Raw genomic sequence first — 23,167 nt, forward strand, 5'->3', positions numbered from 1 at the left:
CACCAATGAAAAAGTTTTTAAAGAATATAGTTAGGGTTATTTTATTTCTTTTAATTATAGCTGCAGGAGTAATCTATTTTTATGTGCCTAGGTTGGTGATAGAAATGAAAAACCCTTTATTGTATAAAGAGCGTCCGATAGATGTTACGTACTCTGAAGTTTTTCCAAATGGTGAGGAAGTTACTATTACATCGTATGACGGAATACTTTTAAATGGGTATTTTGTACCTGCAGAAAGAGATACCGCTAAGGGAACTATTATTTTGTTACATGGTATTAGAGATCATAAGGAGAGTTATGAGGAGCTTAGTAGTAAGTTAAGCAAAGAAGGATACAATACATTTGCATTGGATTTAAGAGCGCATGGTAAAAGCGAAGGGGAGTTTAATACCTATGGAGCTAAGGAGCGTAAAGATGTTAGTGCTGTGGTAGATTATTTAAAAGAGAAAGGCTATAAGAATATTGGTGTTTGGGGTCGATCATTAGGAGGTGCTATTGCTCTGCAAGCTTTAGGAAGCGATTATAGATTGGGGTTTGGAGTGATTGAAAGTACCTTTTCTGATTTTAATACAGTGGTACATGATTATACAAAGTTATTTGTAGGGATAGATAGTTATCTGTTTTCAGACTTTTTGGTAAAAAGAGCAGGAGAAATAGGTGAGTTTGATCCTACGATAGTAAAACCGTTAGCATCTTGTAAACATATCAATCAACCGGTTTATATGAGTCATGGTACGGCGGATGATAGAATTCCATTTACCAACGGACAACAAAACTTTAAGGCATTAGCAAGCGCGCAAAAGGAATTTGAAGCCATTCCTGGGGCAAACCATGGGAATGTATGGTATATTGCCGGAGATGCCCATTTTTATAAAATAATCAATTTCTTAAACAGTACTACCTCTAAAAAATAAAAGCCACCCTGTTAAGGTGGCTTCTAATACATTTCAAATTAAACCTAAAACAAATTCACTGCTACTTGCATAGCACCGTATTTTTGTAAAGGATTCCACATTGCTGTGGCAGACACAGGTAAAGTTACTTTATCAAGAATATTTAAATCTCTGTTATATACTAATCCAACATTATTTATGCTACTCTTGTCCCCGTAAAAATTACTTTCGTCTATGTCATTTGCAAAAGAGAAAACTCCTCCAACAAATGCACTTAAAGACCAATTAGTTTCTTTTCTCAAAGTATATGATGCTTCAACATAATTAGAGAAGGCATTTTTCAATTCTCCGTTTTCGTCCATATAGGTATCTCTACCTTGAATTATAGTACTCCATGATAATTTCAATGGTATTTTCTGAAACTGATGTGCAAGTGTAACATCTATAAAGTGAGATGTTTTACTTATATCATAGTTGAAAATTTCAGCATCAGGATACGCACTATAGTTGTTAATATCCCATATAGCTAAAGACCATCCGCCTGTGGCATAGGATATGTAATAATCAAATTCATGATAGTCTCCGTTGAAACCTGAACCACCCCATAAACCAGCTTTGAATTTACCGTTTTTAGAGGTATAGTTTACGTCACCTGCCGTCATTGGCGCATCAGTAACACGGTATCCTCTCCAAAGGTGCATGTTTTTAACCTGTAGATTAAAATTAAATGGTTTGTAAGTATTCATAGTTTCGGAAGGTATAGAATCCGAAATCGTTTGAGAATTTGACTGTGAGAATCCTACACTAGTCCCCAATATTAAAATGGCTATATATACTAATTTTTTCATGAGTTTATTTATTAGTGTGAATTAAGAAAGTGCTAAAAATAAATAAGCAGCTATGGCTCCCCCAATAATAGGGCCAACCACAGGAATCCAAGCATATCCCCAACCTCCGTCTGTTTTACCTTTAATAGGTAATATAGCATGCATTATTCTAGGTCCTAAATCTCTTGCAGGATTTATAGCATATCCGGTAGTACCACCTAATGATAAACCAATAGCCCAAACTACAAATGAAACTGGGATGGCTCCTATAGAACCTAAACCTACTTTAGTACCGCTAGCATCACTAATTTCTGCTCCAGTGAAGTAGAATACACAAATGATAAGTACAAATGTTCCTAAAATTTCACTAATAAGGTTTCTAGTTACATTTGGAATTGCTGGAGCAGTACAAAATACGGCTCTTTTTGCTCCTCCATCTTCCGTAGCATCAAAATGATCTTTATACATCATATACACTAAGGTTGAGCCTAACATAGCTCCTAAAAATTCTCCACCTAAATAAGTCGGTACGTCAGCCCATTGGAATTTTCCGGCAATTGCTAAAGCTATTGTAACAGCAGGGTTTAAATGTGCTCCACTGTAAGGGCCTGCAACTACAACCCCTACAAATACAGCTAATGCCCAACCTGTTGTTATTACGATCCAGCCACTATTTTGGCCTATTGCTTTATTTAAACTAACATTGGCTACAACTCCTCCTCCCAAAAGAATTAAAAGCCCTGTCCCTAATATTTCTGCTATAAATGGTGTCATCTCTTTTCTAAATATTAATTATTATTCTTCGTCGTTACTCCAGGCTTGTAAAGCTTTAATAGCTCTGTACCAACCTTTAATTCCTTCATTAATTGGTTCTCTGTCTTCGGTAGGATGGAATTGTACATCTTCTTCCCATATATCCTGAATTTCATCCATACTATCCCAGTATCCAACTGCCAAACCGGCTAAATAAGCAGCACCTAATGCGGTGGTTTCTGTTACTTTAGGACGAATAGTAGTAACGTCTAATACGTCTGACTGAAACTGCATAAGCATATCATTTACAGTAGCTCCTCCATCAACACGTAGTTCTTTAATGTCTATTTCAGAGTCTGCGTGCATAGCCTCAAGAATATCCATTGTTTGGTAGGCAATTGCTTCTAATGAAGCTCTGGCAATATGAGCATCGGTAGTACCTCTTGTAATTCCGAAGATAGTACCTTTAGAGCTTTGGTTCCAATAAGGTGCTCCTAAACCGGCAAACGCAGGAATAAAATATACACCGTCTGTAGATTCTACAGAAGCAGCAAGTTTCTCTACTTCACCAGATTTTACAATAATACCTAAACCATCTCTTAGCCATTGTACTACAGCACCACCAATAAAGATACTTCCTTCTAAGCAGTATTCTGTTTTTCCGTTGATACGCCATGCAACAGAGGTAAGAAGGTTATTTTTAGAAATAATTGGTTTTTCACCAATGTTCATTAACATAAAGCAACCGGTACCGTAGGTGTTTTTAACCATTCCTTTTTTGGTACACATTTGTCCGAATAATGCGGCCATTTGGTCTCCTGCGATACCAGCAATCGGAATTTTAGAAGCAAAAACAGTTGTTTTAGTATATCCGTATACTTCACTAGAGTCTTTTACCTCTGGTAACATGTTTTTAGGAATGTTGAACAATTCTAATAATTCATCATCCCAATCCATTGTGTGAATGTTGAATAACAATGTTCTACATGCATTTGTTACATCGGTAACATGCAGTTCACCTTTGGTGAAGTTCCATATTAACCAAGTATCCATAGTACCCATTACAAGGTCACCTGCTTCCGCTTTTTCTCTGGCACCTTCTACATTATCAAGAATCCATTTAACTTTGGTTCCTGAGAAATATGAATCGATAACCAGTCCTGTTTTTTGTTGGATTAATTCTGTTTTACCAGCAGCCTTTAATTCTTCGCAATATTTAGCCGTTCTTTTGTCTTGCCAAACTATTGCGTTGTAGATAGGGGACCCAGTTTTTCTGTCCCATACCACTACCGTTTCGCGCTGATTGGTAATACCGATAGATGCAATATTAGTACCATTTAATCCTTTTTTAGTGGTTGCCTCTGCGGCAACACCAGCTTGTGTAGACCATATTTCAAGTGGGTCATGTTCAACCCATCCTGGTTTGGGGAAATATTGGGTAAATTCTTTTTGAGCAACTGAGACAATTTCTCCTTTTTTGTTAAACAAAATAGCTCTGGAACTCGTAGTTCCTTGATCTAGAGCCATTATATACTCTTTCATAATTACGCTAAATTTAGTATAGGCTTCCTTGCTGAATAAATTTCAAGCCTACTGGTTAAACAAATTTATAAGTGGTTTATTAGCTAGCATATCGTAAAGAATAATGCTTAGCGATTTTTGTAAATTTCTGTATTTGATCTTTTTTCCATGCTTCATCATAACCGAGTTCTGTCATTAGAATTTCGGCTACTTTTGGAGCCATTTCTATAGCTGCATCAGCATCTAAAAAGAGAGCTCTTACTCGTCTTGCTAAAATGTCTTCAACTGTTCTGGCAAGTTCATATCGAACAGCCCAAACAACTTCGGCTTCAACATAAGGTAAATTAGGGTGTAGTTTAGTGCCTAGTTCGGTGTTTTCTTTAATCAACTGGTGGATTTCTTTTTGATCGGTACCATAAATGTACAAATGATCTGACCAGTCGGTTGTTTGAGTTGAACCATGAATAGGCAAGTGAGCTGTTTTACAAGGTTTCTGTGGTAATAGATTAATTTCCATTAATTTATCTACCGTATCTTGAGCCATTCTTCTAAAGGTTGTCCATTTTCCTCCGGTTATAGTTACTAATCCAGAGTCTGACACTATAATTTTATGACTTCTTGAGATTTCTTTTGTTTTTTCTGAACCATCTTTTGGTGCAGCCAACGGACGTAAACCAGCGAATATACTTAGTACATCTTCTCGGGTTACAGTTTTAGTAAGATAGTTGTTGGCAGTATTAAGAATAAATTCAATTTCTTCTTCTAGTGCAGTTGGTTCTAAACTATGTTCGTTTAAAAGAGTATCTGTAGTACCTACTACTACTTTATCATGCCATGGCACAAGGAATAATACACGTCCATCATCTGTTTTAGGAATCATGATGGCATCTTTACCCGGTAGAAACGATTTGTCTAACACCAAGTGAACACCCTGGCTAGGGCGAACCATGTTTTTGGCGTTTGGATTATCCATTTTTAAAATGTCATCAGTGAAGATTCCTGTGGCATTTACAACAGCTTTTGCTTTTAGAGTGTAGGTTTTTCCGGTTTCATTATCTTTCGCAGTAATACCATCTACAGTACCAGCCCCGTCTTTTGTAATATTCTCTACTTTAAAGTGGTTTAATACGGTAGCTCCCTGTTCTATACATGTTTGAGCTACGTTTACCGCTAGTCTCGAATCGTCAAACTGTCCGTCATGATAAACTACCCCGCCTTTAAGTTTAGAAGGTTTAACTGTACTAATACGCTTAATGGTTTCGTTTTTACCAATATGTAACGATTTACCTAAACTAAGTTTTCCTGCTAAAAAATCGTATACTTTTAAACCTACAGTGTAGAAAACACCATCCCACCAACTATAATTTGGTATTATAAAGGATTGGTCTTTAGCTAAATGTGCTGCATTTTTTAACAGAAGCCCTCTTTCGTATAGAGCTTCTTTCACAAGGTCTACATTTCCTTGTGCTAAGTACCTAACCCCTCCATGCACAAGTTTAGTACTTCTGCTAGAGGTTCCTTTTGCAAAATCTTCCATTTCTAGTAACAAGGTTTTAAAGCCTCTTGTTACACTGTCAAGAGCAACACCTAAACCCGTTGCTCCACCGCCAATTACGATGACATCCCAGTTAGAATTGGTTTCTAATTCTTTTGTTAAGGATGTTCTGTTATATGTTTTCACTTTTGAAAAGTTTTATTAAGTTTCATTTGATTTCAAATGTAGTGTATAAAATTAATATTCCAAAATAAAATCATATAAAAATGTTATATTTAGAAAATTAATGGTGTTTTTTTAAGATACTCATAATGATGTTAACAGCTTGTTTCTATTAGTTATGCTGCTTTTGTAAAGGTTTTTAGGGGTGTTTACAGATTTTAGTTTCGTTATGTTTCGTTTTTGTTTCTGTTGGTTAACTTTAATATATTTGTATGAATAGAATTATTATGAAAAGGCATCAAGTCATTTTAAATAAAATAGAAGAAGAAAAATATGTAGAAGTAGCTGTGCTATGTAAAGAGTTGAATGTATCAGCGGTAACTATTCGGAAGGATTTGAAATTTCTAGAAGAAAAGGGATTGTTGTACAGAACGCATGGAGGTGCTTCTTTTGAAAATCCGTATATAAGTGACCGTTCTGTAAATGAAAAGGAGAAGATAAGAGTAGATGAAAAATCTAATATTGCAGAGGAAGCTGCCAGACGTATTACAGAACATGATTCTATTTTAATTGCCTCGGGTACTACTGTGCAGGCTTTGGCCAGAGCTATAGAAATTAAAGAGAAGCTAACCGTAATCACGGCCTCTTTGAATGTGGCTTTAGAGTTGATAAGGTATAAGTATATTGATGTATTGCAGTTGGGAGGGTATGTTAGGCATAGTTCATCGTCTGTAGTTGGTAATCAGGCGTCGGTTATTCTTGATAATATTTCATGTAGTAAGTTGTTTTTAGGAGTAGATGGGATAGATTTAGAGTATGGCTTGAGTACTACTCATTTAGAAGAAGCTCAATTGAATCAAAAAATGTTGAAATCGGCACAGCGTACTATAGTCTTAGCAGATTCTTCTAAATTTGGGAAAAAGAGTTTTGGCAGAATTTGTAGTCTAGATGAAATAGACGAGATAATAACTGATAAAGGGATTAATAAATCGATTCTTCCATATCTTGAGGAGAAGGGAATAGCTGTAACCATTGTAGATTAGTAATATGAAGACATTTTATTCTTTAGTAGGGTTTGCCGTATTTTGTATTGTCTGTCTTTTCTTACTAACATTATTTGGTGTTTACTTTGCACTTTCGATACCTTTATTAATACTTATCTTTATTATGATATCAGAATTAGTGAAGAAATATTGTTAGTATACATATTGTATGAAGGTTACTTTTTAACTTAGTTTTAATACTTATTTAGGATATATCGTAAGTTTTAAACGATAAATAATTTTTAGCTTTGAAAATTATTAGAAACGTAAATTTAATTAGCTGTGGATATAAAGAGTATATTTGAGAAAAATAAAACTTGGGTTCAAGAAAAATTACAAACAGATAGTAATTTTTTTAATGAACTAGCTAAAGGGCAAAGTCCTGAAATTCTTTATATCGGTTGTTCAGATAGTAGAGTTACAGCGGAAGAGTTAATGGGGATATCTTCAGGGGAAGCTTTTGTGCATAGAAATATAGCGAATATGGTTCCTAATACCGATTTAAATGCTATGTCTGTTATCAATTATGCAGTATCTCATTTAAAAGTGAAGCATGTTGTGGTGTGTGGTCATTACAATTGCGGAGGTGTTAAAGCAGCTATGCAGTCAGAAGATTTAGGGTTGTTAAATCCTTGGTTACGTAACATACGTGATGTGTATAGATTGCATAAAGATGAGTTGAATGCTATTGAAGATCAAACGGAAAAATACAATCGTTTGGTAGAGTTAAATGTTCAAGAGCAATGTGTAAACGTCTTGAAAACGGCAGATGTACAAAAAGCTGTAAAAGAAAGAGAGATCACTGTACATGGTTGGGTGTTTGATTTACATACTGGAAACTTGATTGACTTGAACATCAACTTTGAGAAGATACTAAATGAGATTCGTGAAATTTATAGATTAGGCTAATAGGTAATTATTAGTTTTTTCTTTTTATATTAATTTAGATTAAACTTCTTTTCTTAAAAGAAAAAAGTATATACTGAGAGATGAAAATAGGTATTGTTTGTTATCCTACTTTTGGAGGAAGTGGAGTAGTGGCAACAGAGTTAGGTATGGCACTTTCTAAACGTGGACACGAAGTACATTTTATAACCTATAAACAGCCTGTAAGACTGGCTTTATTGGGTAGTAAAATTCATTTTCATGAGGTGCATGTTCCTAAATATCCTTTGTTTCATTATCAACCTTATGAGCTGGCTTTGTCTAGTAAGTTGGTAGATATGGTGAAGTTGCACCAAATTGAAATATTGCATGTACATTATGCTATACCACATGCGTATGCAGGGTATATGGCAAAGAAAATGTTACAAGAAGAGGGAATTATGATTCCTATGGTAACCACCTTACACGGTACAGATATTACCTTGGTAGGAAATCATCCGTTTTATAAACCTGCGGTTACTTTCAGTATCAATAAATCTGATATTGTAACTTCGGTTTCCCAGAGTTTGAAGGAAGATACCTTGCGTTTATTTGATATAAAAACAGATATACACGTTATACCAAACTTTATAGATGTGCATGAAGCTCCTAAAACGTACACCGATTGCCAACGTAGTATGATGGCTAATGAAGGGGAGCGCATTGTTACTCATATTAGTAACTTTAGAAAAGTGAAACGTATACCTGATGTAATCAATGTATTTTACAAAATACAACAAAAGATACCTGCTAAATTAATGATGGTGGGAGAAGGACCTGAAAAGCAACAAGCGGAGTATCTATGCGAAGAATTGGGTATTGAAGATAAAGTAATGTTTTTGGGCAAAAGTAATGAGATAGATAGAGTGCTTTCTTTTTCAGATTTATTTTTATTACCCTCAGAAACCGAAAGTTTTGGGTTGGCAGCATTAGAAGCTATGGTAAACAGAACTCCTGTTGTTTCTAGTAACACCGGAGGAATACCAGAAGTTAATAAGCATGGAGTGTCTGGATTTTTAAGTGATGTTGGAGATGTAGATGAAATGGTCGAAAATGCAATTAAGATATTAGAAGAAGATGATGTTTTAGAAAGGTTTAAAAAAGGAGCTAGAAAGGAAGCTGAAAAATTTGATATTAACCATATTTTACCTTTGTATGAAGCAATTTATGAAGAAGCATTTAAGCTCGCTTAGTGCCATTTGTGTGTTTTTAATTTGTAGCAGTGCAGCAATACCTGCGCAACAACAAGTTGCTTGGGAAACCTTAATGCAAAGTTCTACCGGTGGATCTGATACCCCACAAATTATAGTAGCCAAAGAACCAACAGTTGTAGCTGATTTTTTTAGAAAGGTAAATAAGAGTGGTGATACGCATTTGGCGGCTCCTAAGGTAGATTACAATACTGAAATGCTACTTATTCTTTGTATGGGTCAAAAACGTACCGGAGGATATCAGATAAATGTAAAGTCTATTGAAGAAAAGGGACAACTAATAGAGGTAACAGTAGAGGAAACCGTTCCGGCGGAAGGTGATATGGTAACTATGATGACTACAAAACCATTTACCATTGTAAAGCTTAAGTCTACAAATAAGAAGCTTCTATTTAAGAAGTTATAACCATTGGTAAGGAGACAGTTTCATAAAAATAATTTTTTTATGCATACATATTGTGTGTTTAAAGAGGTTAAGAACCTTGATTTTCCTTTTTTAAATAATAAGCCTGATTATATAAGTAAGTCGGGTAGTATGTATTATTATACAGAGATAGGAGTGTATCGGTTATCTAACCATTGGGGTAGAGCAGCAAATTGTAGATGGAGATTAGATGCGTTAGCTACTAAGAATACAAATGATATACATGTAGGGTATGCTGAATGGAGTAATTTTTATGATGATAACGATACTGATAAGTTGTATTGTATTGTAATGACTGATGTAAAGCCTATGTATCATCATAAAGAAGAGCAAATTGCCGAAGGACGAATTTTAAGAACTGCTTCTGAAACTCATAAGGCTATTAAGCAAATAGAAGGTATAAAGAAGAGAGCTAAGTATCTTGAAGTTAAGCAGCTTAATGAGCAAATAAATAAACTGATATTTAAATGAAATTAAAGAAGTTATTCAGTTATGCTTTGCTATTACTTATTACCGTTGGGGTAGTAGTTTTTTGTATTGATTATTATGTGAAAAAGAAAACTGAGGCTGCTGTTTATACTCAAATAGAAGAGGTGCCTTACAATAGAGTAGGCTTGCTTTTGGGAACAGGTAAATACCTTAGCAATGGAGGAGTTAATTTGTATTATCAATATCGAATTGATGCTGCTGTTGAGTTGTATAAGGCGGGTAAAATAACCTATGTTTTAATAAGTGGGGATAATGGTTCTAAAGATTACAATGAACCCATGGAAATGAAAGCAGATTTAAAGGTTGGAGGAATCCCCGAAGATCATATTTTCCTAGATTATGCAGGGTTTAGTACATTAGATTCGGTAGTTCGTTGTAAAGAAATATTTGGTCAGGATAAAATTACGGTTATTTCGCAACGGTTTCATAATGAAAGGGCTATTTATTTAGCTGCCTCAAACGATATACAAGCTGTAGGTTTTAATGCGAAAGATGTGTCAGTCAATTATGGTTTTATAACCATGCAACGAGAAAAATTAGCACGTTGTAAAATGATGCTGGATTTGCTATTTGGTAGTGAACCCAAATTTGGTGGAGAAAAAATTGAAATTCCTTAAATAAAAGTAAGGCTTCCTTTTTGGGAAGCCTTATTATTTTTAGATGCTATAAGGAATTTGATTTTCTGTAGTAGGAGTGTACGATTCTGAGAAAACACTGTCTACATAAATATATTCTGCGGTAGCATCACTGGTAGTAAAGGTGATTTTTACAAACCCTCTTTGCGACGCATCTACATATGATAAATCATCAATTAAAGCTGTGATAGCTTGTTCAAATCCAGCAATAACTTCGGCACCTGCTAATCCTAAATAGTTTTCAAATCCCGGAGAACTTACAGAAGTAGTAGCAAACTCTTGAGCTACCTGAATTTTGTTTCCTGAGCTATCTACTCTTGTAAGTGCTGTAGCCCATGAGTTATGCGTGTCTCCTGCTAAACAAACCACATTTTTACCTTCAAAGGCGCTTAATATTACCTCACGCTCGTAAGCGTATCCGTCCCATGCGTCTAAGTTGTAAGGAGCTACGGTTTCTATTCTTGTGGTTTCTTCTGTAGTTAATGGAATTCCGTTCTGTTGTTTTAGTTTTATGGTAACTAATTCGGTCATTAAAGTTGTAAAGGCGCTAAAAGTACCATCTGAAACACTACCATATGTTTCAAGCTCAACTAGCATAGAGTTCATAGCTAATAATAGTTCCATTGGAATTAGCATTTTACCCATTAATACTTGTTGCCCTACCACTTGCCAGGTAGTTGCACTTGAAGATAGCTCGTTTAAGAACCATGCTCTTTGTTCTGTTCCTAAAACAGTTCGGTTAGTGTCATATAAATCTGATTGGAATCCGGCAGCATTAATACTTCCGTCAGCGTTTAAATAATCATAATAGCTTAGTTGTTTATCTCTTCCAATAATTCGAGTATCAAGCATTATTAAATTAATAAGATTACCAATATTAAAGCTTCTGTAAATTTTAGCAGCATCTTCTGTTCTAACAGCTATATATTCGCTGTAAGCTTGAATAGCAGCAGCTTTTCTGTTATCAAAACTACCTTCATCGGATTGATGATTTTCAGCACCATTTTGGTAGGTGTCATTAGCAACTTCATGATCATCCCATACACAGATAAATGGTTTTTTCTGGTGAGCTAACTGTAAGTTACTATCAGAACGGTATTGTTTGTAACGAGTTCTATAATCTGTTAATTCTAAAAGTTCGTTTGAGGGACTATGGGTTCTTCCTAAGGCAGTTGTATAATCATTTGTTCCATATTCACCTTCACCATATTCATATATATAATCACCTAAATGCACAATTACATCTGCATTTGAATTGGCCATTTCTTTGTAAACATTAAATAATCCGGCAGGAAAATTAGAACAAGAGCAAATAGCAATAGTAACCTCGCTTGCATTTTCAGGGAAGGTAATAGTTTCTCCAACAGGTGAAACAGTTTCATCGTCAATTTGAATAAATCTATAATATAGTTTTTGACTTGGGTCTAATTCTTGAACTTCTACAGCAATGGTATAATCTCTGTCTGCAGTTGTTGTTACTTCACCAGATCTAAGAATATCTTCAAAATTTTCATCAGTAGAAATTTGCCATGTGATAGCTACACTTGAAGCTTCTGTTGTGTATCTAGTCCAAATAATAACCTGAGATGAGGTTGGGTCAAAACTGGCAACTCCATAATCGAAATTATTTTCAGTTAAATCTTCAGGGATGGAACCTGATGGTGCAGTATCATCATCGTTTTTACAACTGATGAAATTAGCAGATAGCATTACACCACCTGTAGCAAGTAGGGAGCGGTAAATAAATTCTCTTCTAGAATTGGTTTTTTGGTTCATTTTGCGATTGTTTTATTTAATTAGGAAAAGTACAACAAGCGTATTAGTAGAATATATTGGGTGTCTTAGTTTATTGTTAACAAAATGTATTTTGTGTTAGAAAAAAGTTACAATTTATGTAGTTTTTAAGAATTCACCAGATGCAGATATTTCCTGATAATAAATAATCAGACTAAAGCGATGAGAGTTTGCTAATTAGTAAAATTAAATTAGTAATTTCGAACCCTAAATTAACTAACATGAGAAAAGGTTTTTTAATAGACATGGACGGTGTTATTTATGGGAATAACACTTTAATACCAGGTGCCGATAAATTTATTGCCCAATTACAAGAGAAGGAAATTCCGTTTTCTTTTATGACCAATAATAGTCAAAGAACTCCTTTAGATGCCGTTAATAAATGTGCTCGCTTAGGAATTCATATTAAAGAAGAAAATGTGTATACCAGTGCAATGGCTACCTCTTGGTTTTTGTCTTTTATGAATCCGAATGGAACAGCTTATGTATTAGGTGAGGGCGGACTTATTACTAGTTTACTGCAACAAGGCTATGTAATGGTAAACCAAGATCCTGATTTTGTGGTAGTAGGAGAGGGGAGAAACTTTACCCTTGAAATGGTGAATACAGCTACAAACATGATTTTGAATGGGGCTAAATTAATTGCTACCAATCTTGATCCTTCTCCAAAAATGAAAGGTTGGGATAGTTTAGGAATTAAGGCTATTGTAAAAATGATTGAGGAGGCTACAGGTAAGCCTGCTTTTTCTGTAGGTAAACCTAGTCCGGTAATGATGCGTGCGGCAAGAAAGCATTTAGGATTGGAAGCCAGAGAAACTATTATTATTGGAGATACTATGGATACCGATATTTTAGGAGGTGTTCAATTGGGATATAAAACCATTTTAACCCTATCTGGGGTAACTAGAAAAGAAGACCTTGGTAACTATGCTTTTAAGCCAAATATGGTGGTAAATTCTTTGGCAGATTTAAATTTAGACGAAGCCTTGAAATTACTCGACGTACAAGACAAATATTAAGACTTTATTTTGCATAAAAAAGCAACCTAAAGAAGTGTTTTGTATCTTATAATAAAGTAATTTAATTTATTATGAGGAGATTTTGCACTACTATGTGTTGTCTTTTTTGTGGCTCTTATGCAGTTCTAGTTCCTGTGATCATGTATTGGATAATACTAGGACATACTTTGAAGGAACAATTACTGATGAAAGTGGAAACCCACTAGAAAATATTCCTGTAACATATAAAGGTGGTGGTTTAGTTTTAGGTTATGACTATACCGATGAAAATGGTATATATAGTTTTTATTCTTTAGAAACTTCTTCAGATAGTCCGTGTCCGTATTTTAAAGTAAACGACATAAATGAAGCGTATGACCAATCTTATAGTTCTTATACCTATAAAGAAAATACAGATCATCAAGATAGGGCGTTATCTACAACCTATGATATAGCATTAAAAAAAATCGTGCAACTTGAAGTGTCGGTTATAAAAATTTCTACTAGTAGTGATACATACTTAGATTGGACAATTTCTTTTCCAGATGATAGTTGCTTTGAGGTTAATTCTACGGAGGATGAATATTATAATCAATGTTACTCAGAGCATACAGCATCTTTTAGCCAAACTCCGACAAATCCAAATACAACTGAAACTATAACAACAGTATCAGGTGAGACGGCACAGTTTTCTTACAGTATTAATGATGGAGCTGTAACGTATATTGATATTCCCCTAACCCAAGAAAATACCACCTATGAATTTGAGTATTAAGAATATTGTGTTACTTGTTATTGGGGTAATATTTGTACAGTTTTTACCAGCGCAATCAGATAAAGAAAATATGGCTTCAGTACGTAAACAGAGTCATAAAAACCTACGAGAAGTAGGCTTTGGAGGGATATATGTTGGTTATTCACTCCCTGTACCTTTATGGAAAAGCATTCGTATAACAGTGGTCTAGATTATTCGGACGGGATGAGTTTTCGATTTTTATTTGGTTTATCTAGAATTATACCTATTGATGGTATAATGGTTGGCTATGAATTACAAAAGTTATCAGCGACGGTGTCTAACGTGCAAATTATGGGTAACTATGAAGGAACCGATATTTATAATTATAAATTCTTGTTTGGCTATGGAATAAATCTTTCCAATCGTTGGCAGGTTAGTTTGTTACTTGGAATAGGAATTACTACTTATAAAAATTATGGTCCTGAATCGTTTAAAGATAGCTCTGATACGTATTCTGTGTTGCCCGAAATTAAGTTTAAATTAAATAAGCATGTAGGTTTTTATATAAATTCCGAATTTAGAATGGAAAAGTTTGATAGTTTTTATTATGAATATCATGGAGGACCAGATTTTAGTAAAAATACCTTTTGGGTTCCTACCATTGGTATTTATATTAGGTAATACCTTTTTCCTTTTTAGCAAAATGTTCAATAAAATGATCGGGGTGTGCCCCGGTGCGTTCATTGGTGTTGAGGTTATCTATAGTTGCCACTTCTTCACTAGTTAACTGAAAATTGAATACATTAGCATTTGAACTAATTCGCTCTGCATGAACACTTTTAGGAATGGTGCATACCTCTTTTTGTAAATCCCATCTAATGATTATCTGTGCGGTGCTTTTGTTATATTTTTTGGCAATTGCCACTAAAGTTTCATTTTCAAGAATACGTCCTCTCATTAAAGGCGACCATGCTTGAAAATGGATGTTGTTGTCTTTACAAAAATCTAGCACGTCTTGTTGAACTAGCCTAGGATGAAATTCATTTTGTAATACCATTGGTTTTATACTACATTCCTTAATTAAGGATTCAATATGATGTGGCATGCAGTTACATACCCCAATGGCTTTTACCAAACCTTTTTTATAAAGATATTCTAGGGCCTTCCATGTTTCAATGTACACGTCGGGCATGGGCCAATGAATCATATACATATCAATATAGTCTAGGTTTAGCTTTTTTAAGGAAACATCAAAAGCCTTTAGTGTGATCTCATAACCATGGTCAGAATTCCAAACCTTGGTGGTTACAAATAGCTCTTCTCTAGGTAGATTTGAATCTAGTATAGCTTTACCAACCCCTTCTTCGTTGTTGTAATAGCTGGCGGTATCAATTAATCTATATCCTTCTTTTAAGGCTGCTGTAATAGCATTGTATACTTCATTTCCATTTTTAGATTTGTAAACACCTAGCCCAAAGTAGGGCATTTGTATTCCGTTATGTAACGTAACTGTTCCGTTGCTATTTGTAATATTCATTGGTTGATTATTTAAGATAATGTATTATAGACTTTACTTATTAATAAACCGCTACCACCACTGTAATGTTGAATTACCGGTACTTTTGGGGGTATAGTATTGAAAAAGTTTCTTGGTTCTTGCTCACTCTCTATAGAAATACTACTACCAAATAATATAATATCAAATTTAGATTTTTAAAACTTCTTTTTTGCTTCGTCATCTGTCTGTACAACAGTTCTATACTGTCCTTTTGGTCTGCTAATAACACGCTTAATGGTTTCATAAATCTCAGTATTTCGATTAATATAAAGTAAGGTGATTGAATTCATAACGATTTTCTTAAACAAGTGTAAATCCAAAATTAACTAATATTCAAGTAGCATCAAAAGAAGTAGATAGAATCAAAGATTTTTAGAGAAATTTGAGAATACAGTCATATTTATATCTTAAACCGTTTTGTCTTACATGTTCTGGTTTTTTAAAAAAGCATAAGATGAAAAGGATAAACTATGTTTGGTAGGGAACTTAAAAAGTGATTGTATATGTTGCTATGTTCTCGAAGAATTAGGGCAAGTAACATACTTAAAAGTAGAAGAGTAACTGGTATTATTTTTAAATTTTATTTTTATACAAGCCATTGAATAGATTGCTATTTTTCTTGAAGCATTTTAAAAGTAAAGAAACCTAAAATAAGGATAATAAGAACCATAATACCCCATAGCCAATAGGTGTTGAAAAAATCTTTCTCAGGTTTTTTATCTTCTTTAGAACCGATTTTAAGTTCTTTTTCAACTTTTAAGATTTCTAGTGCTTCTGGTATTTTTTCTTTAAATCGGGTAATATCATAATTTGGATGTGAAGCATTTTTATTTCCGTAAGCCAGGTAATAAGTAGCATCTTTTGTACACCTAACAATTAACTCATAAGGAGAGCTTTCTACTTGCACATTCTCTATAGTTAAGGGTTCATTGTCGTAGTTTTTAATTATTAATTGAAATTTATTTCCCGTGGTACTATTAAATTCAAATTTGGTTGTATCTAGTGAACTTAAAGTACTTTTTGTTGAGATATAATCTGTTTTATAAGACCAGATGCTGTCAAGTTTAATACTATCTACTACTTTAAGTATTGAGACTGGTCTGTAATAATCAAAATGATTAGATACTATAGGATTTAGTTTTGATACAGGAACTTGCATAGGAAGTTCTATATCTATATGGGTAGTTTTAAATTTAGGTAGCTGTTGTACCTTTAAATTCTTTAGAGGGTAATTTTTGTAAGTTCCTTTTTCTAATCTACTACAGGTAATAGAAGATGAAATTAATTCAGCCTTATCTTTTGTTCTTACCAAAAGCCTCAAAAATTTAAACTTACTATCTGCAAAATTTAGATTTGTAAAACTGTAATGGGTATGTTTATTATGGATTGAAAGAATTCGGTAATCATCTAAAATTTGAAACCATTCTTGCTGATCATTACTTCCTTCTAATGTAATTTTCCAATCGAAATTCTGATTGTTAAAAGTTAGATCAATGTTATTTACTAATTGTTGATTTTCTAACTCAAAGGTGTAGTAAAAACCATTTGATCCTTTAGTTATGTTAATGATATGAAATGGTACTTTTTCATGTATTGTTTTTTGGGTATTTTGTTGTAAAATGTACGGAGCTTCTATGGTATCATTCTCGGTTACTGCAAATACTCTAATATCTGATAGGTGTTCTTTTGCTTTTCCATAGACAGCGTCAGGTAGTGTAAAACGATGCCACATGGAGTGTACGCCGCATAATTTTCGTTTATATGTATAGTTGCTCAACTGAGCAGAACAGGTTAGTCCAAATAAACTTATTAATATAGATATCCAAAGCTTATTCATCAGAAATGAGATGTTTGTATTTGTTATATAAAAAAGAAATAATGAGAAGTAAAACTCCTAAGGATACAAAAACAATGGTTTTTGATATGGTATTTAATGTTTTAAGATCGTAGAAGAATAGTTTTAACAAGGTGCCTCCAAATAAGACGATGGCTCCAATACGTAGGTGTTTTTTCTTCTTATAAATACCCAATATAATTAGTAACAATGCATAGACACCCCATAATATACTTAGCACAATCTTATAAGACTCTTGCGAATTAAACATAGTTAACCAATTAATCATTTCGCTACTTACCACCCAAATAATCACTGTATGCAAAATTAAATCGAATGGAATTTTAAACTCAATTTGCATAAATTCATTATTTCTGTATTTAGACAATCCATAAATTGTTAGGCCTAAAAATAGGAGTGATATATACTTTATATAAATAGCAAATTGGTTTATTTCTTCTATTTGATAACTTTTAAGATAGATGTCTCTTACCTCACTTATTTCGTAGAGCCCTTTTGTTAAGAAAAGAAGAATACCTAAGAGCAACAGACCTAAATTAACGAAGCCAAATAGCTTGTTTTTTAGTTTACCAAAGTTAAAAAATGTCAAACCAGAAATAAATAATAAGGAGTAGTTGATAATCCAAATAGATTCATAACTATTAAAGAAATGGTTAATGGTATATTTATTAACATTTTTTACAATAGTTGCGTTTGATGATTGTAAATAATAGTATAACGATATTTCATTTCTAAACGTAAAGTATAGTGTAATTAAGAATATAAAAGGGATACCATATATTACTATTTGATTTACTATTTTGAGAGATACCGAGGCATTGGTATATTTTTTTTGATAATTAATATAAGTAATAAAACCAAATGCACCTGAACATACTAACGAGGAAATAAAATTTCCGTTTAATAACAAAAGGGGCTTATCATTTCCTAGATAATTTGTTAAAAACCAATTTAGATCCATCCAATCATCCAACAGACTACAGAAAGCGAGTGCTATTAATGGGTAGGCACTTCTTTCATAAAATTTGATTTGTTTGGCTCTTCCAATATAGAATAAAATGGTAGCTTCTGCAGCCCATAGCATAGTAACCCATTTACCATCTAACTGTACTGGCATAGTAAGTGTAAGGAAGGTTAGCACCAATCCGGTTACCATATAAAATAAGTTTTTGTCAGCCAGTTTTTTACGGTGAATAAGCACACTTACTATAAAATGTATAATTCCCATCCCTAGTGTAAATAGCCCTAAGAGTTTTGATCCTGTGGTTGTACTATCAAGTGTAGTATATCCGAAACCGTAAAAAAGAAAACTATTAAAAAGGATGAGTAAGATATCAACTTGATTGAATTTTTCTTCTCGCCAAAGTTTGTATAATAAAAATACCATGTAGAAGATGGCAAAAAATATAAATGCAAATAGGAGGGCAGTTGTAAAGTGTTCATCTGCATTATATGAAGTACTATACCATGTTAAATAGATAAGCCATGTTATACCAAAAGAAGTATAGTAAAGTAATTTCCAGTATTTTTTTAAGGCGATAACCAAAATTCCGGCGTTGATAATACTGGTATAAGAGAATAAAATGGTAACATTACCAGAGTTGTCACTTAGTAAAAAAGGTACCGAATACGCCCCAACAAGTCCTATAAGAGCAATGATTTGATTATTGTATTTTAGTGCAGAAAATACCGTAAATAGGGTGAAAATGAGCATTAATCCAAAAGTAATCTCTTTAGGGATGAGTCCATAATAGGAATAGGCTGCATACGAAATAAAATAGAGAATAGCCATAGAACCACTTAATAGTACGGCACTAAAATTTTCATATTTTTCTTTTAGCTTAATGGCAAAAACCATAAGCCCCAAACCTGTAATATATCCCAAAATAATGCGAGTTACTGGACTCACTAATTCATGTTCTATGGCATATTTAGTTCCTATTGCCACCCCTATGATTAAAATGGCAATGCCTATTTTATTGATTAGATTTTCACCAATAAATTTTTCTAAATTACTTTTGTAATCTAGACCTTTAAAAGAGGATGTTTTTGTTAAAGGCTTTTCTTCTATTATTTTAGATGAAGGAACAATAATGTTTTTTTGTAAAGGAGTACTTTCTATTTCTGTAACCGTTGGTGTTTTTTCAACTCTAGACAATGAAGCCTCTTGCTTGGTTGCTATGTTAGTATCGACTTCAGTATCTTTTGTTTTTTCTTCCTTAGCAGTTTCCTTTAAGGCAATTAACTCTTGGCGTAAAGAGAAAATTTTACCAGAGATGGAATATTGTTTATCAGCTAAGAGGTTTAACTTTTCAAGAAGTTTTTGAATCTGTTCTTCATGATCGGTCATAGGTTTATATGTTGGTTAGTTTATAATAACGTTAAAAGTACAAAAAATAGTATTTTTATAAGTGTCTGTTTGTGCTGTAAATAAAAAGCTCTCGAGAAATAATTTCTCGAGAGCTTCCTGAATTAAGGTTATATAGAATTATTAATTTATAGTGATTATAGTGTTAGATACTGTAAACGTAGTGTAGGTTGTTCCTCCACTGTACGTTGCATTTGTGTAATACCCATCCTCTTCGGTACCCGAAGTGCGATGGTGTAGGTTTCTCCTTCGGTTAAATCAGAAGATGAGAACGCCAACGACTGATAGGTTTTAGAAGGGGCAAATGTAAGTATGTTAGTTCCGCTGGAATCTGATATATTAATTAGGGTGTTTGCCTGTTTAGAAGAATTAAATTTTATCAGAAGGGCATTTTGAGCAGAACCCTGACTTGCTGTTTGAGCCATACCAGACGATCCTGTAGCTACAAAAGTACCTCCGTTTACGGTAAAACTATCATCATAATCTACAGCACCATTACCGTTGTTGGTAGGGCTATTTACCAGTAGTGTACCGTTTATCATAATAATAGAACCATTGGCATCTATTCCGTCACCAGAAGCAGTAACAGCAGTATAACCACCAACAATATACATGGTATTGTCAAAGTCATCTCCTGCAGCGTTAATACCATCATCACTAGATGTTATCTTATTCGTACCTCCTGCAATAATTACAATAGCACCTTCTATACCTTCGTACGATTTGGTAACGGTTATAGTACCGTCATAAATAGCAGTGCTATTATCTGCATGTAAGGCATCATCTCCTGTTGCAAGATTTAAAGTACCTCCATTAATCACCAAGGCATCATTAGAATTAAAAGTATCATCCGCAGAGTCTATGGTAAGCGTCCTGTCATCAACAATAATGTATGTTTCAGCTTTAATTCCTTTTGCAGAATCAGTATCATCTCCTAAAACAACACTGCTTCCGCCACCTGTGGTTATGTCAATAATACCACTGGCAATTAAGGCGTCAGATTCAGCTTGTATACCGTCATTCAAGGCATCAATAGTAATATCAGAATTTAAAATATAGATGTATCCATAAGTAGTATCATCATCGTTATCAGATTTTAATCCGTCACCTGATGAGGTAATATCAATGGTAGCATCTTCAATGACTAAGTAATCTTTACCTCGTATACCGTCATCAGTTGCAGTAACATTTATAATTGCACCGTCGTTAATAAGTAGTCCATCTTTACTGGCTATACCATCGTTATAATTTCCTGTAACAGTTAAGGTACCGCTACCAGTAATAGTTAAATCAGTTTTACTAAAAAAAGCACCATTAGGTTCGTCATCATCATCTTCGAATACATATCGGTATCATTACTACAAGACATCAAGAGAATTAGTAATGAACATAAAAACGGTTTTATAAAATATCTTACTTCCATAAGTTTAAACAATTATTTAAACTTTAAATTACGCGATGTATTTTATCAATTATTCTTATTTCGACCAAACAGGAATTTAGCAAGACTAATAAGTCCATTTCCTATAGATTTTTTAGAGAAAAAAGTAGGTATACTCATAGCTGTTAACAAAGAAATACAAGCAGATGTGCCTAATGCACCACCGTACCCACTAAAAAAGGCACTTGTATTTAAGAAAATAATAGAAAAAATAATACCTGAAATGGCTATAATTATATAGTTGTTAACCACCTTATGAGAGACCATACCAATAAATGAAGCCCCTATAAATACTATCGGAATTTTTTGAGAAAGTGTCTCGTTTAAGATTTCAGGAAACAAATAAAAAAACAATGCTACTACAAAAGATAGCAATGCAGACGCTCTCACTGCTCCTTGTTTTAAATGTGTATTCACATAAAAAGTTAGCACTGCACCTAATATGCCTGTAATGATAAGAATTATAGAATTCATTGAGATAATAGAAAAAAGATAAATGAGGTTAAGGCTACACCACCAAAGGCTAAGGTTCCTAATTTTCCGCCAACTCCTGTAAAGAGACTTTTACTAAGACTTAAAAAGATGGCAGTAATAATACTTGCTGTTATAATAAATGCTAATGAAGAGGCTACATTAGTACCGCTCATTCCTACAAAAGCGCCACAATAAAGTGCCGGAGGGAGTGATTTTAAGTATTCAGATTTTTTGTTTAAATGCGGAATAAATGAAGCTGCTAGCCCAAAACCTGAAGCAGCCAATACAGGCCCCAAGCCGGTATCTACATTTAAAAAATAGGTGCATAGAGCACCTACAGGTACCCACAAGGTTACCAAAAACTTTTCGTATAAATGATCATGATGATGTAATGGGAGTTTTGTGTATCCTATTAATACCATTATTCCAATTATAGAGATTGTTATAAATACCCAAATCGAGGCTCTGTTTTCATACACAATGGTATATAGTAAGGCTAATTGTAAAAATAAAAAAAGTAGTATGGTACTTATTTTTATTATTTTGGTTTTGTTCATAAAGCAAAAATCATAAAAAAACTATTGACAATTAAATTTTTACAATGGTTTTTGGCTTTTGTAAAAGCAGTACTTGATAAGATGTCACAGTTGCATGGATAAAATGTAAGTAGTAGTTTTATAAAAAATCTTTCTGCGTTATCTCATGAATATATTTTTAGTGATACCATATGTGGTTGTGGTATTTTCGGGTGTTGTTCAAGGACTTACAGTGGATAAGTTGGTGAAGGGCTTACAAATAAAATCTGAGGAGTAAATGAAAAAATGTAGAGTACATTATTTGCAACATGAACCTTTTGAAGGTATTGGATGTATAGCCAAGTGGGGTGGTGAACGTGACTACGAGGTTACTGGAACACATTTTTATAAAGGAGATGTATTACCACAACCAAATGATGTGGATTTGTTAGTGGTTATGGGAGGTCCCATGAATATTTATAAAGAAGATAAACACCCCTGGCTTAAAGATGAAAAGGTGTTTATTAAGGAGGTTATAGGCTTGGGTAAATATATGGTAGGTATATGTTTAGGGGCGCAACTTATAGCAGATGTATTAGGAGCTAAAGTAATTAAGAATCCGGTGAAAGAAATAGGTTGGTATCCGCTACAATTTAATTCGGTAGCTAAAGAAATGCCGTTATTTAAGAATATCCCTGAAGAATTCTTGGTTTTGCATTGGCATGGAGATACATTTGAAATTCCCGAAGGAGCGGTTCATTTAGCGAGTTCTGAAAACTGTGTACATCAGGCTTATTTGTACAATGAGAAAGTTTTAGGTTTTCAGTTTCATATAGAAGTTACACAGGAGTCTTTGGTTGCAATGATAGAAGAAATGAATGATGAATTGAATGAAGGAGGACCGTTTGTACAAGATATTTATCAAATGCATGAAGGCGCCAATTATATAGTAGCTTGTAATGGTTATATGTTTGGTATTTTAGATAGATTGCTAATGTAGAAGAAGACTGATATAGAGTTTTTATATATGCCAAGGAAGAATGTTATGAAT

At 33.7% G+C, this 23,167-nt stretch carries 23 protein-coding genes and 1 pseudogene; 12 read left to right on the forward strand and 12 right to left on the reverse strand.

The window, feature by feature from the left end; genetic code table 11:
- The first annotated feature begins 5 nt into the window (after positions 1–5).
- A complete protein-coding gene (locus NBRC110019_RS04090; RefSeq protein WP_281752663.1) occupies positions 6–914 on the forward strand; it encodes an alpha/beta hydrolase in 909 nt (302 codons plus the stop codon).
- A gap of 44 nt (positions 915–958) precedes the next feature.
- Here NBRC110019_RS04090 and NBRC110019_RS04095 read toward each other — a convergent pair whose 3' ends face one another.
- From NBRC110019_RS04095 to NBRC110019_RS04110, 4 genes are all read right to left on the reverse strand, one after another.
- Entirely contained in the window at positions 959–1,741 is a 783-nt protein-coding gene (locus tag NBRC110019_RS04095) for a hypothetical protein (RefSeq protein ID WP_281752665.1), read from the reverse strand.
- A 21-nt stretch (positions 1,742–1,762) separates the two neighbouring features.
- Positions 1,763–2,494, reverse strand: a complete 732-nt coding sequence (locus NBRC110019_RS04100) for an MIP/aquaporin family protein (RefSeq protein WP_281752667.1) — start codon at positions 2,492–2,494, stop codon at positions 1,763–1,765.
- A gap of 21 nt (positions 2,495–2,515) precedes the next feature.
- A complete protein-coding gene (gene glpK, locus NBRC110019_RS04105) occupies positions 2,516–4,015 on the reverse strand; it encodes a glycerol kinase GlpK (protein WP_281752669.1) in 1,500 nt (499 codons plus the stop codon).
- A gap of 79 nt (positions 4,016–4,094) precedes the next feature.
- Positions 4,095–5,675, reverse strand: a complete 1,581-nt coding sequence (locus tag NBRC110019_RS04110; protein ID WP_281752671.1) for a glycerol-3-phosphate dehydrogenase/oxidase — start codon at positions 5,673–5,675, stop codon at positions 4,095–4,097.
- Between the two features lie 248 nt (positions 5,676–5,923).
- Here NBRC110019_RS04110 and NBRC110019_RS04115 point away from each other — a divergent pair, with 248 nt between their 5' ends.
- The 6 genes from NBRC110019_RS04115 to NBRC110019_RS04140 all read left to right on the forward strand — a co-directional run bounded on the left by NBRC110019_RS04115 (position 5,924) and on the right by NBRC110019_RS04140 (position 10,359).
- Complete coding sequence (locus NBRC110019_RS04115; protein WP_281752673.1) at positions 5,924–6,694, forward strand: DeoR/GlpR family DNA-binding transcription regulator; 771 nt, start codon at positions 5,924–5,926, stop codon at positions 6,692–6,694.
- Between the two features lie 282 nt (positions 6,695–6,976).
- Complete coding sequence (locus tag NBRC110019_RS04120; protein ID WP_281752675.1) at positions 6,977–7,603, forward strand: carbonic anhydrase; 627 nt, start codon at positions 6,977–6,979, stop codon at positions 7,601–7,603.
- An 80-nt stretch (positions 7,604–7,683) separates the two neighbouring features.
- A complete protein-coding gene (bshA, locus tag NBRC110019_RS04125; protein WP_281752677.1) occupies positions 7,684–8,811 on the forward strand; it encodes an N-acetyl-alpha-D-glucosaminyl L-malate synthase BshA in 1,128 nt (375 codons plus the stop codon).
- Positions 8,786–9,235 (forward strand): protease complex subunit PrcB family protein, encoded by a 450-nt coding sequence (locus NBRC110019_RS04130; RefSeq protein WP_281752679.1) that lies wholly within the window; start codon positions 8,786–8,788, stop codon positions 9,233–9,235. Before bshA ends, NBRC110019_RS04130 begins: the two co-directional genes overlap by 26 nt.
- Before the next feature lie 39 nt (positions 9,236–9,274).
- The gene (locus NBRC110019_RS04135) at positions 9,275–9,724 is read left to right on the forward strand and encodes a hypothetical protein (RefSeq protein WP_281752681.1); all 450 of its coding nucleotides are present in this window, start codon (positions 9,275–9,277) and stop codon (positions 9,722–9,724) included.
- A complete protein-coding gene (locus NBRC110019_RS04140) occupies positions 9,721–10,359 on the forward strand; it encodes a SanA/YdcF family protein (RefSeq protein WP_281752684.1) in 639 nt (212 codons plus the stop codon). Before NBRC110019_RS04135 ends, NBRC110019_RS04140 begins: the two co-directional genes overlap by 4 nt.
- Positions 10,360–10,398: 39 nt before the next feature.
- Here the strand turns inward: NBRC110019_RS04140 and NBRC110019_RS04145 are convergent, their stop codons facing one another.
- On the reverse strand, positions 10,399–12,153 hold the full coding sequence (locus tag NBRC110019_RS04145; RefSeq protein WP_281752686.1) for an alkaline phosphatase D family protein: 1,755 nt from the start codon (positions 12,151–12,153) through the stop codon (positions 10,399–10,401).
- A 239-nt stretch (positions 12,154–12,392) separates the two neighbouring features.
- Between NBRC110019_RS04145 and NBRC110019_RS04150 the strand changes: the two genes are divergently transcribed.
- The 4 genes from NBRC110019_RS04150 (at position 12,393) to NBRC110019_RS04165 (ending at position 14,586) form a co-directional block, all read left to right on the forward strand.
- The gene (locus tag NBRC110019_RS04150) at positions 12,393–13,190 is read left to right on the forward strand and encodes an HAD-IIA family hydrolase (RefSeq protein WP_281752688.1); all 798 of its coding nucleotides are present in this window, start codon (positions 12,393–12,395) and stop codon (positions 13,188–13,190) included.
- Between the two features lie 145 nt (positions 13,191–13,335).
- Positions 13,336–13,944, forward strand: coding sequence for an Ig-like domain-containing protein (locus NBRC110019_RS04155; protein WP_281752690.1), 609 nt, complete (start codon positions 13,336–13,338; stop codon positions 13,942–13,944).
- Entirely contained in the window at positions 13,928–14,134 is a 207-nt protein-coding gene (locus NBRC110019_RS04160; RefSeq protein ID WP_281752692.1) for a hypothetical protein, read from the forward strand. The genes NBRC110019_RS04155 and NBRC110019_RS04160 overlap by 17 nt, the downstream gene beginning before the upstream one ends.
- Positions 14,104–14,586, forward strand: coding sequence for a hypothetical protein (locus NBRC110019_RS04165; protein WP_281752693.1), 483 nt, complete (start codon positions 14,104–14,106; stop codon positions 14,584–14,586). The genes NBRC110019_RS04160 and NBRC110019_RS04165 overlap by 31 nt, the downstream gene beginning before the upstream one ends.
- Here NBRC110019_RS04165 and NBRC110019_RS04170 read toward each other — a convergent pair.
- The 7 genes and pseudogenes from NBRC110019_RS04170 to NBRC110019_RS04200 form a co-directional block, all read right to left on the reverse strand.
- Positions 14,579–15,442 carry an aldo/keto reductase gene (locus tag NBRC110019_RS04170; RefSeq protein WP_281752695.1) on the reverse strand — a complete coding sequence of 288 codons (864 nt, stop codon included), beginning with the start codon at positions 15,440–15,442 and terminating at the stop codon, positions 14,579–14,581. The two genes, NBRC110019_RS04165 and NBRC110019_RS04170, sit on opposite strands and share 8 nt — an antisense overlap.
- 176 nt (positions 15,443–15,618) lie before the next feature.
- Positions 15,619–15,753, reverse strand: a complete 135-nt coding sequence (locus NBRC110019_RS04175; RefSeq protein ID WP_281752697.1) for a hypothetical protein — start codon at positions 15,751–15,753, stop codon at positions 15,619–15,621.
- Between the two features lie 320 nt (positions 15,754–16,073).
- Positions 16,074–17,300, reverse strand: a complete 1,227-nt coding sequence (locus tag NBRC110019_RS04180) for a DUF3999 family protein (RefSeq protein ID WP_281752699.1) — start codon at positions 17,298–17,300, stop codon at positions 16,074–16,076.
- On the reverse strand, positions 17,293–19,668 hold the full coding sequence (locus NBRC110019_RS04185; protein ID WP_281752701.1) for a DUF2339 domain-containing protein: 2,376 nt from the start codon (positions 19,666–19,668) through the stop codon (positions 17,293–17,295). Before NBRC110019_RS04185 ends, NBRC110019_RS04180 begins: the two co-directional genes overlap by 8 nt.
- Before the next feature lie 155 nt (positions 19,669–19,823).
- Positions 19,824–21,005: pseudogene (locus NBRC110019_RS04190) on the reverse strand (carbohydrate-binding domain-containing protein); the annotation flags it as partial.
- A gap of 149 nt (positions 21,006–21,154) precedes the next feature.
- Positions 21,155–21,601 carry a hypothetical protein gene (locus NBRC110019_RS04195; RefSeq protein WP_281752703.1) on the reverse strand — a complete coding sequence of 149 codons (447 nt, stop codon included), beginning with the start codon at positions 21,599–21,601 and terminating at the stop codon, positions 21,155–21,157.
- A complete protein-coding gene (locus NBRC110019_RS04200) occupies positions 21,598–22,158 on the reverse strand; it encodes a hypothetical protein (protein WP_281752705.1) in 561 nt (186 codons plus the stop codon). Before NBRC110019_RS04200 ends, NBRC110019_RS04195 begins: the two co-directional genes overlap by 4 nt.
- Before the next feature lie 256 nt (positions 22,159–22,414).
- On the opposite strand from NBRC110019_RS04200, the gene NBRC110019_RS04205 reads away from it, so the two are divergent.
- Entirely contained in the window at positions 22,415–23,116 is a 702-nt protein-coding gene (locus tag NBRC110019_RS04205) for a type 1 glutamine amidotransferase (RefSeq protein ID WP_281752707.1), read from the forward strand.
- The last annotated feature ends 51 nt before the right edge of the window (positions 23,117–23,167 follow it).

This window comes from Neptunitalea chrysea, from assembly GCF_027924145.1.
GTDB lineage: Bacteria > Bacteroidota > Bacteroidia > Flavobacteriales > Flavobacteriaceae > Neptunitalea > Neptunitalea chrysea.